The following is a 9,728-nucleotide window of genomic DNA, read 5'->3' on the forward strand; positions in this document are numbered from 1 at the left end:
GAACTCGGGAATCTTGTCGACCGAACCGATTTCCTCGAGCATGTTCAGCGCCGCCTCGTTCGCGCCGCCGTGCGCCGGGCCCCACAGGCACGCGATGCCGGCCGCGATACACGCGAACGGGTTCGCGCCCGACGAGCCCGCGAGGCGCACCGTCGAGGTCGACGCGTTCTGCTCGTGGTCCGCGTGCAGGATCAGGATGCGGTCGAGCGCGCGCACGAGCACGTCGTTGACCTTGTATTCCTCGCACGGGTTCGAGAACATCATCCGCATGAAGTTCGCGCTGTACGACAGGTCGTTGCGCGGGTACACGAACGGCTGGCCGATGTTGTACTTGTAGGCCATCGCGACAAGCGTCGGCAGCTTGGCGATCATGCGGATCGCCGAGACTTCGCGGTGGCGCGGGTTATTGATGTCGAGCGAGTCGTGGTAGAACGCCGAAAGCGCGCCGACGGCGGCGACGAGCACCGCCATCGGGTGCGCGTCGCGACGGAAGCCGCGGAAGAAGAACTGCATCTGCTCGTGGACCATCGTGTGCTGCGTGACGGTCTGCTCGAATTCGGCCTGCTGCGCCTTATTCGGCAGCTCGCCGTGCAGCAGCAGGTAGCAGGTCTCGAGGAAGTCGGCGTTCTGCGCGAGGTTTTCGATGGGATAGCCGCGGTACAGCAGTTCGCCCTTGTCCCCGTCGATGTAGGTGAGCGCCGAGTTGCACGACGCCGTCGACATGAAGCCCGGGTCGTACGTGAACTTGCCGGTCTGACCGTACAGTTTGCGGATGTCGATCACATCCGGGCCCATCGTGCCCTTGTAGATCGGCAGTTCGACGCTCGGCGAATTATCGCTGAACGATAGCGTGGCTTTTACATCAGACGGAGTCATAGCACATCCTCAATCGAAAAAAGACAGGATCTCGTGGTTGCACGCCCTGTTGCGCGGCGCCTCCTGACGCCGCCGCGCTCAGACGTGACGAAGCAGCTCCAGAACCCGTTTCACGTCCGGGTCGGCAAGGTCGCCTTCCGGTTCCTTGCGTGCAAGTAGCAAGTCCATCAGGTCGTTATCGCTCAGCTCGAAGAGGCGCGTGAGTGCGCCTACGTCGGCGTCGCTGAGGTCATGCTCATAGCGGCCAAAAAAGCGCTCGAAAATCAGGTCGTTCTCGAGCAGGCCTCGCCGCGCGCGCCAGCGAAGGCGCGCGCGGCGCAGGGGGTCGGCTTGATGCGCGGTCGAATCCATCTCAAACGGCGCGGCGCACCATCAGTTCCTTGATCTTGCCGATGGCCTTCGTCGGGTTCAAACCCTTCGGGCAGACGTCGACGCAATTCATGATCGTGTGGCAACGGAACAGACGGTACGGGTCCTCGAGGTTGTCGAGGCGTTCGCCGGTCGCCTCGTCGCGGCTGTCCGCGATGAAGCGATAGGCCTGCAGCAGGCCCGCCGGGCCGACGAACTTGTCGGGGTTCCACCAGAAGCTCGGGCACGACGTCGAACAGCTCGCGCACAGAATGCACTCGTACAGGCCGTCCAGCTCGTCGCGCTGCTCCGGCGACTGCAGGCGTTCCTTCTCCGGCGGCGGCGTGTCGTTGATGAGGTACGGCTTGATCGAGTGGTACTGGTTGAAGAAGTGCGTCATGTCCACGATCAGGTCGCGGATCACGGGCAGGCCCGGCAGCGGACGCAGCACGATCTTGTGCGGCAGATCGTTCAGGTTCGTCAGGCAGGCGAGGCCGTTCTTGCCGTTGATGTTCATCGCGTCCGAGCCGCAGACGCCTTCGCGGCAGGAGCGGCGGAACGACACCGTCTCGTCGAGCTCCTTCAGCTTGACGAGCGCGTCGAGCAGCATGCGTTCGTGCTCGATTTCGAGCTCGTAGGTCTGCATGCGCGGCGCGGCATCCTTGTCCGGATCGTAGCGGTAGACTTCAAAAATTCGTTTGGCCATTTCCGATTCCTTTTTGACTGGCTGATCGACTTAGAACGTGCGCGCCTTGGGCGGCACCGATTCGACCGTGAGCGGCTGCATGTGGACCGGCTTGTACTCGAGATGGTCGTCCGCGCTATGCCACAGCGTGTGGCGCAGCCAGTTTTCGTCGTCGCGGTGTTCGTAGTCGCTCTGCGCGTGCGCGCCGCGGCTTTCCTTGCGGGCCTCGGCCGAAACGATCGTCGCGCGCGCCGCCTCGATCAGGTTCGCCACTTCGAGCGCTTCGACGCGCGCGGTGTTGAATACCTTCGACTTGTCCTTCAGGTGAATGTGCTTCACGCGCTCGGCCAGTTGCGCGACCTCGCCCACGCCTTCCGAGAGCAGCTTCGAGGTGCGGAACACGCCGGCGTGCTTCTGCATCGTGCCGCGGATGTCGTTCGCGACGCTCTGCGCGTACTCGCCCGAGGTCGACTTGTCGAGCTCGGCGAGACGCGAGAGCGAGAAGTCGCCCGCATCGGCCGGCAGCGGCTTGTGGTCCTTGAGCTCCTTCACGTGCTTGACGATGTGGTTGCCGGCCGCACGGCCGAACACCACGAGGTCGAGCAGCGAGTTCGTGCCGAGACGGTTCGCGCCGTGCACCGAGACGCACGAGCATTCGCCGACGGCATAGAAGCCGTTGATCGGTTCTTCGTGACCCTTCGGGGTGCCCACGACCTGACCGTGGATGTTCGTCGGAATGCCGCCCATCTGGTAGTGGATGGTCGGCACGACCGGGATCGGCTCCTTGATGCAGTCGACGTTCGCGAACTTCAGCGCGATTTCGCGGATCGACGGCAGACGCTTCATGATCGTCTCGGCGCCGATGTGCGAGAGGTCGAGCAGCACGTGGTCCTTGTTCGGACCGACGCCGCGGCCTTCCTTGATTTCCTGGTCCATCGAACGCGAGACGAAGTCGCGCGGCGCGAGATCCTTCAGCGTCGGCGCGTAGCGTTCCATGAAGCGCTCGCCGTTCGCGTTGCGCAGAATGCCGCCTTCGCCGCGCACGCCTTCGGTGATCAGCACGCCCGCGCCGGCCACGCCGGTCGGGTGGAACTGCCAGAACTCCATGTCCTGCAGCGGCACGCCCGCGCGCGCCGACATGCCGAGGCCGTCGCCGGTATTGATGAACGCGTTGGTCGAGGCCGCGAAAATCCGGCCCGCGCCGCCCGTGGCGAACAGCGTGGTCTTGCCTTCGAGGATGTAGACGTCGCCCGTTTCCATTTCGAGCGCCGTCACGCCGAGCACGTCGCCTTCGGCGTCGCGGATCAGGTCGAGCGCCATCCACTCGACGTAGAACTGCGTCTTCGCCGCGACGTTCTGCTGGTAAAGCGTGTGCAGGAGCGCGTGGCCGGTACGGTCGGCGGCCGCGCAGGCGCGCTGCACCGGCTTCTCGCCGTAGTTCGCGGTGTGGCCGCCGAACGGACGCTGGTAGATCGTGCCGTCGGCGTTGCGGTCGAACGGCATGCCGAGGTGCTCGAGCTCGTAGACGGCGTTCGGGGCTTCGCGGCACATGAACTCGATCGCGTCCTGGTCGCCGAGCCAGTCGGAGCCCTTGATCGTGTCGTAGAAGTGGAAGTGCCAGTTGTCCTCGCTCATGTTGCCGAGCGAGGCGCCGATGCCGCCCTGCGCCGCCACCGTGTGCGAGCGCGTCGGGAACACCTTCGAGAGCACGCACACCGAGAGGCCCGCGCGCGCGAGCTGAAGCGAGGCGCGCATCCCCGAGCCGCCCGCTCCGACGATGACCACGTCGAACTTGCGACGCGGCAGGGAATTCTTGATTGCAGCCATGCTTTTACACTCTCCAGAGAATCTGCGCGGCATAGCCCGCGCTCGCGAGCAACCAGACAATCGTCAGCACGTCGAGCAGGACGCGAAGGCCCACGGGCTTGATGTAGTCCATCCAGATGTCGCGCACGCCGATCCAGGCGTGATAGAACAGCGCGAGCAGCGTGACGAACGTCGCCAGCTTCATCCACTGCGCGGCGAAGATCGACGCCCAGCCGTCGTACGAGAAATCCTGCGCGCCGAAGAACCAGACGAGCAGAATGACCGTGTAGACCGCCATGATCGCGGCGGTGGCGCGTTGCGCGATCCAGTCGCGCAGACCGTAGTGAGCGCCGACGACGAGGCGCTTCGGACCAATTCCGTTATTGGCAGCCATTTTTTCAGAACACCCCGAAGAGTTTTGCCGCGAAGGCGATCGTGAGGATCGAGGAAACGATCACGACGACGACGGAGGTCTTCTTGCCGTTTTCCTTCGTCGAGAGGTTGTGGCTCGCGTCCATGAGGAGGTGACGCACCCCGGCACAGAAGTGGAGCAGGAAAGCCCAGCCGAGAACCAGCACGACGAGCTTGACGATGATATTGGAGAGGAAAGCCTTGAATACTTCGAAGCTGAGTTCGGAGGTGAGGCTCTGGTCGAACAGATACAGCAGGAAAGGCAGGAAGAGGAACAACAGCGCGCCGCTCACGCGGTGCAGAATCGATACGCGCCCGGCCAACGGTAGCCGGTATGCCGACAATATTTGCCCGATCCCGATGTTCCGGAATTCCGGCCTCGGTTTTTTTACGGCTTCAGCCATACTAGACCCCTACTTTGTAGTCACACCAATTCGCGATTTTAGCGCCTTTTCATTTCGCGCTGCAGCGAAAATAGCGCCATTGCCGCTGCCCGCGCATGCCGGTCGTGCGCCGGTTACGGGCCGTCCGCACGATCCCCGCGACGCCCGCCGACGCTCCGGTTTCTCTCTTTTCAACTGAGATCGTTCTGATAGTAGTACCCGGTTGTGACATACCAGCCGCGCCGCACTTCGACGGGCCGGTCGCCGTAGGTGTAGGACACGCGCTCGACGGAAAGCAGCGGAAAACCGGACGGCACGCCGAGCAGTTCCGCCACGGCGGGCTCGGCGGCCACGGCGCGGATCTTCTCGGAGGCACGGATCATGCGCGTGCCGAACTCCGTCTCGAACATCGCGTAGAGCGGCCCCTTGTAGCCCGACAGCCGCTCGAGCGTGAGGCCGCGGAACACGCCGCCCGGCAGCCAGATTTCGTCGAGCACGGTGGTTTCGCCGTCGAACTGCAGCAGCCGGCGGACCAGCACCACCGGATCGGCCGGCTTCAGGTCGAGCTGCCGCGCGATCTCGGCCGCGGCGCGCAGCCGCCGGCATTCGAGCAGCCGGCTCACGTGCGGATGTTCGGCGCCGTCATCGGCCAGCAATCTGAGAAAGCGAAACTGGGCACGATCCTCGCTGTGCGTCGCGACGAACGTGCCCTTGCCCTGGCGGCGCACGAGCAGATTCTCGGCGGCGAGCTCGTCGATCGCCTTGCGCACGGTGCCCTGGCTTACCTTATAGCGGGCGGCCAGTTCGACTTCGCTCGGGATCATGTCGCCCGGCTTCCACTCGCCGGATTCGAGGCTCTGCGTGATGAGCCCCTTGATCTGCTGATAGAGCGGACTGAAGGTCGGCGAAGACGCGGGCGCGGCCGCGCCGCCCTCGTGGGCGGGCGAATTGGCGTGGCTCGGCGGGTTCGCACTCATGCGCGCATTTCAACATAAAGGCCCCCGCAGCGTCCAGCAATTCCGGCCCAACACTTATGTCTTATATAAGACATATGATACTGTTGACTTTGCTCCGACCCGCTCCTAAACTCCGGGGCGAGCAAGGGTTTGCGGGCCGCTGGCCGGCATTCGCCCAGCACGCGGCGCACTGCGCCGCGAGCCGCCCATCATGCTGCCCCCACACGCAGTGGAGGCTGTCCGCCCCGCTGACCTCGCGCCAGACGCCGCCGGACAGACCGAAGCGAGCCTGTTGCAAGGGCCGGCACACACGAGCGGCCGGCCTGGAGCGTCTCTTTCCGCGGGCCTCTCGCTCGGTCGCACAGGTTACCGGCAGGCGGCAGTCCGCCGGCACGCGGCCCGGCCTATCCGGCCGGCGATGCGCGTGCGGCGCGCTTTCGCCCGTTTCATGAACGCCCGGCGTAACGCGCATATAAAATGGCGCTTTACCCTGGCGTCTAACGCATACTCCTGGAGATTTTCAATGGCTAAGCCCGCAAAGCGCGTTGCCGTCACCGGCGCCGCAGGTCAAATCGGTTACTCCCTGCTCTTTCGCATCGCCAACGGCGACCTGCTCGGCAAGGACCAGCCCGTCATCCTGCAACTGCTGGACCTGCCGCAAGCCCAGGCCGCCGTCAAAGGCGTCGTGATGGAGCTGGAAGACTGCGCGTTCCCGCTGCTCGCGGGCGTCGTGGTCACCGACGATCCGAAGGTCGCGTTCAAGGACGCCGACGTCGCGCTGCTGGTCGGCGCCCGTCCGCGCTCGAAGGGCATGGAGCGCAAGGACCTGCTCTCGGCCAACGCCGAAATCTTCACGGTGCAGGGCAAGGCGCTGAATGCCGTCGCGAGCCGCGACGTGAAGGTGCTCGTGGTCGGCAACCCGGCCAACACGAACGCCTACATCGCCATGAAGTCGGCGCCGGACCTGCCGAAGAAGAACTTCACCGCGATGCTGCGCCTCGACCACAACCGCGCGCTCTCGCAACTGGCCGCGAAGTCGGGCAAGCCGGTCGCCTCGATCGAGAAGCTCGCCGTCTGGGGCAACCACTCGCCGACGATGTACCCGGACATCCGCTTCGCGACCGTCGAAGGCCAGTCGCTCGAGAAGCTCATCAACGACGACGAATGGAACCGCAACGTGTTCATCCCGACCGTCGGCAAGCGCGGCGCGGCCATCATCGAAGCGCGCGGTCTGTCGTCGGCGGCCTCGGCGGCCAACGCGGCCATCGATCACGTGCGCGACTGGGTGCTCGGCACGAACGGCAAGTGGGTCACGATGGGCGTTCCGTCGGACGGCTCGTACGGCATTCCCGAAGACATCCTCTACGGCGTGCCGGTGACCTGCGAGAACGGCGAGTACAAGCGCGTCGAGGGCCTCGAAATCAACGCGTTCTCGCGCGAAAAGATGGACGGCACGCTCCAGGAACTGCTCGAGGAACGCGACGGCGTCCAGCATCTGCTCGGCTGATCCCGTGCGGACCGACCGGGGCTCCGCTCGTGCGGGGGGTTCCGGTTTTTTTGCGCGCGAAGTTGTTCTGGCGCGCGGCGTGCGGCGGCAACGCCGTGCTTCGCGCGCCTGATCCGAATGCGTTTTGCGCCCCCTACGCCTCTTGCCGCAAGCGGCGATGCCATGAGCAAAGCGCATCCGGATCAGGCCTCACCCCTCCATCAGACACCTGACTGACGCCGAAGATGCGCGCCCTCACTCCTGCCGAAGTGCTGTTCGAAGGCGAAACCCCGCCCGCCGCGCTGCCAGCGTGCGATCACTATGCCGGCAGCGAGAAGCTGATACTCAAGTCGCTCGCGCTGCAACAGTCGCTCGGCCCCGTGTTCGACGTCACGCTCGACTGCGAGGACGGCGCCCAGGTGGGACGCGAAGCCGAACACGCCGAACTCGTGGCGTCGTTCCTCGGCGGCGAACACGACCGCTTCGGCCGCGTCGGCGTGCGCATCCACGACTTCGACCATCCGCACTGGCGCGACGACGTGCGCCTCATTCTGCGCGCGGCGAAGCGCGCGCCCGCTTACGTCACGCTGCCGAAAGTCCGCCGCGTCGCCGACGCGGCGGAAATGGTCGCGTTCGTCGAAGCAACGCGGCTCGAGCTCGGCATCGCGCAACCGGTGCCGGCGCAAGTGCTCGTCGAGACGCACGGCGCGCTCGCGCACGTGTTCGAACTCGCGGCGCTGCGCGGCGTCGAGGCGCTCAGCTTCGGGCTGATGGACTTCGTGTCCGCGCACACGGGCGCGATTCCGGACGGCGCGATGCGCTCGCCCGGCCAGTTCGACCATCCGCTCGTGCGGCGCGCCAAGCTCGAGATCGCCGCGGCCTGCCACGCGCACGGCAAGGTCCCCTCGCACAACGTGACGACCGAAGTCCGCGACATGGACGTCGTCGCGAGCGACGCGCGGCGCGCGCGCAACGAGTTCGGCTACACGCGCATGTGGAGCATCCACCCGGCGCAGATTCCCGCCATCGTGGCCGCGTTCGCGCCACGCGAAGAAGAAGTGACGACGGCCGCCGAGATCCTGCTCGCCGCGCAGACAGCGCAGTGGGGTCCGACGCGCCATCGCGACACGCTGCACGACCGCGCGAGCTATCGCTACTACTGGTCGGTGCTGCAACGCGCCCGCTCGACGGGGCACGGCATTCCGGACGAGGCCGCGCCGCTCTTCGCGCCGGCCGCCACCGCGGAGGAGCGCACATCATGAACGGCACGACGTCTCTCCTCTCGGCCGGCGCGGCATTCAAGGCCGCGCTCGCCGGGGAAAAACCGCTGCAGGTGGTCGGCGCGATCAACGCCAATCACGCGCTGCTCGCGCAGCACGCCGGCTTCAAGGCGATCTACCTGTCGGGCGGCGGCGTGGCGGCCGGCTCGCTCGGGTTGCCCGACCTCGGCATCTCCACGCTCGACGACGTGCTGACCGACGTGCGCCGCATCACCGACGTCTGCGACCTGCCGCTCCTCGTCGACGTCGACACCGGCTTCGGGCCGTCGGCGTTCAACATCGCGCGCACCGTCAAGGCGCTGACGAAGGCCGGCGCGGCCGCGATGCACATCGAGGACCAGGTCGGCGCGAAACGCTGCGGCCACCGCCCGGGCAAGGCGATCGTCTCGCAGGACGAGATGGTCGACCGCATCAGGGCGGCCGTCGACGCGCGCACCGACCCCGAGTTCGTCGTCATGGCGCGCACCGACGCGCTCGCCGTCGAGGGCCTGCAGGCCGCGATCGACCGCGCCTGCGCCTGCGTCGAGGCCGGCGCCGACATGATCTTCCCCGAGGCGATGACCGAGCTCGGCATGTACCGGCAGTTCGCCGCGGCCGTCAAGGTGCCCGTGCTCGCGAACATCACCGAGTTCGGCGCGACGCCGCTCTTCACGGTCGAGGAGCTGGGCGGCGCCGACGTCTCGCTCGTGCTCTACCCGCTCTCCGCGTTCCGCGCGATGAACCGGGCCGCCGAGAACGTCTACCGGGCGATCCGTCGCGACGGCACGCAGCAGGCGGTGCTCGACACGATGCAGACGCGCGCCGAACTCTACGAAAGCATCGGTTATCACGCGTACGAGCAGAAGCTCGACGCCCTGTTCAACCAGCAGACCGGCCAGAAAAAATGAGCCAGCGAGGAGACACGAGCAGATGAGCGAGACGACTACCCCTCAACCGGGCTTCAAGCCGAAGAAATCGGTGGCATTGTCGGGCGTGCCGGCGGGCAACACGGCGCTGTGCACGGTCGGGCGCACCGGCAACGACCTGCACTACCGCGGCTACGACATCCTCGAAATTGCCGGCGCCTGCGAGTTCGAGGAGGTCGCCCACCTCCTCGTCCACGGCAAGCTGCCCAACGCCGCCGGGCTCGCGGCCTACAAGGCGAAGCTCAAGGCCCTGCGCGGCCTGCCCGCCAGCCTCAAGGCCGCGCTCGAGTGGATTCCCGCCGCCGCGCACCCGATGGACGTCATGCGCACCGGCGTCTCCGTGCTCGGCTCGCTGCTGCCCGAGAAGGACGACCACGCCCCGACCGGCGCGCGCGACATCGCCGACCGCCTCATGGCCTCGCTCGGCTCCATGCTGCTCTACTGGTATCACTACGCCCACAACGGCCGGCGCATCGAGGTCGAGACCGACGACGATTCGATCGGCGCGCACTTCCTGCACCTGCTGCACGGCGTCCAGCCCCCGAAGTCGTGGGTCGAGGCCATGCACGTCTCGCTGAACCTGTACGCCGAG

General features: G+C 66.1%; 11 protein-coding genes. 4 read left to right on the forward strand and 7 right to left on the reverse strand.

The features are described from left to right. The 7 genes from gltA to CY652_RS23405 form a co-directional block, all read right to left on the reverse strand. Nucleotides 1–876: citrate synthase (gltA, locus tag CY652_RS23375; protein ID WP_102133083.1), on the reverse strand; the 876-nt coding region annotated here is incomplete at its 3' end. Nucleotides 877–954: 78 nt separating this feature from the next. Continuing rightward, a complete protein-coding gene (locus tag CY652_RS23380) occupies nt 955–1,227 on the reverse strand; it encodes an FAD assembly factor SdhE (RefSeq protein WP_102133084.1) in 273 nt (90 codons plus the stop codon). 1 nt (nt 1,228) lies between these two features. Next, nucleotides 1,229–1,930: a succinate dehydrogenase iron-sulfur subunit gene (locus tag CY652_RS23385; RefSeq protein ID WP_102133085.1), complete on the reverse strand. Its 702-nt coding sequence runs from the start codon at nt 1,928–1,930 to the stop codon at nt 1,229–1,231. A 30-nt stretch (nt 1,931–1,960) separates the two neighbouring features. Then, nucleotides 1,961–3,736 (reverse strand): succinate dehydrogenase flavoprotein subunit, encoded by a 1,776-nt coding sequence (sdhA, locus tag CY652_RS23390; protein WP_102133086.1) that lies wholly within the window; start codon nt 3,734–3,736, stop codon nt 1,961–1,963. A 4-nt stretch (nt 3,737–3,740) separates the two neighbouring features. Then, nucleotides 3,741–4,109, reverse strand: a complete 369-nt coding sequence (gene sdhD / locus CY652_RS23395) for a succinate dehydrogenase, hydrophobic membrane anchor protein (protein WP_102133087.1) — start codon at nt 4,107–4,109, stop codon at nt 3,741–3,743. Nucleotides 4,110–4,113: 4 nt separating this feature from the next. Continuing rightward, nucleotides 4,114–4,530, reverse strand: coding sequence for a succinate dehydrogenase, cytochrome b556 subunit (gene sdhC / locus CY652_RS23400; protein WP_102133088.1), 417 nt, complete (start codon nt 4,528–4,530; stop codon nt 4,114–4,116). A gap of 170 nt (nt 4,531–4,700) precedes the next feature. Next, entirely contained in the window at nt 4,701–5,486 is a 786-nt protein-coding gene (locus CY652_RS23405) for a GntR family transcriptional regulator (protein WP_102133089.1), read from the reverse strand. A 502-nt stretch (nt 5,487–5,988) separates the two neighbouring features. Between CY652_RS23405 and CY652_RS23410 the strand changes: the two genes are divergently transcribed. The 4 genes from CY652_RS23410 to CY652_RS23425 all read left to right on the forward strand — a co-directional run. Further along, nucleotides 5,989–6,972, forward strand: a complete 984-nt coding sequence (locus tag CY652_RS23410) for a malate dehydrogenase (RefSeq protein WP_102133090.1) — start codon at nt 5,989–5,991, stop codon at nt 6,970–6,972. Between the two features lie 224 nt (nt 6,973–7,196). Then, complete coding sequence (locus CY652_RS23415) at nt 7,197–8,213, forward strand: HpcH/HpaI aldolase/citrate lyase family protein (RefSeq protein ID WP_102133091.1); 1,017 nt, start codon at nt 7,197–7,199, stop codon at nt 8,211–8,213. Continuing rightward, complete coding sequence (gene prpB, locus CY652_RS23420; RefSeq protein WP_102133092.1) at nt 8,210–9,118, forward strand: methylisocitrate lyase; 909 nt, start codon at nt 8,210–8,212, stop codon at nt 9,116–9,118. The genes CY652_RS23415 and prpB overlap by 4 nt, the downstream gene beginning before the upstream one ends. 22 nt (nt 9,119–9,140) lie before the next feature. Continuing rightward, a partial coding sequence (locus tag CY652_RS23425; protein WP_308410411.1) for a citrate/2-methylcitrate synthase occupies nt 9,141–9,728 on the forward strand: 588 nt, incomplete at its 3' end.

It is taken from the genome of Burkholderia sp. WAC0059, assembly GCF_002870125.1.
GTDB lineage: Bacteria > Pseudomonadota > Gammaproteobacteria > Burkholderiales > Burkholderiaceae > Paraburkholderia.

Coding starts and splice junctions, on each gene's coding strand:
- sdhD (WP_102133087.1), bottom strand. CDS start 4,109: ATGGCTGCCAATAACGGAATTGGTCCGAAGCGCCTCGTCGTCGGCGCT.
- sdhA (WP_102133086.1), bottom strand. CDS start 3,736: ATGGCTGCAATCAAGAATTCCCTGCCGCGTCGCAAGTTCGACGTGGTC.
- CY652_RS23380 (WP_102133084.1), bottom strand. CDS start 1,227: ATGGATTCGACCGCGCATCAAGCCGACCCCCTGCGCCGCGCGCGCCTT.
- sdhC (WP_102133088.1), bottom strand. CDS start 4,530: ATGGCTGAAGCCGTAAAAAAACCGAGGCCGGAATTCCGGAACATCGGG.
- CY652_RS23405 (WP_102133089.1), bottom strand. CDS start 5,486: ATGAGTGCGAACCCGCCGAGCCACGCCAATTCGCCCGCCCACGAGGGC.
- CY652_RS23415 (WP_102133091.1), top strand. CDS start 7,197: ATGCGCGCCCTCACTCCTGCCGAAGTGCTGTTCGAAGGCGAAACCCCG.
- CY652_RS23385 (WP_102133085.1), bottom strand. CDS start 1,930: ATGGCCAAACGAATTTTTGAAGTCTACCGCTACGATCCGGACAAGGAT.
- prpB (WP_102133092.1), top strand. CDS start 8,210: ATGAACGGCACGACGTCTCTCCTCTCGGCCGGCGCGGCATTCAAGGCC.
- CY652_RS23410 (WP_102133090.1), top strand. CDS start 5,989: ATGGCTAAGCCCGCAAAGCGCGTTGCCGTCACCGGCGCCGCAGGTCAA.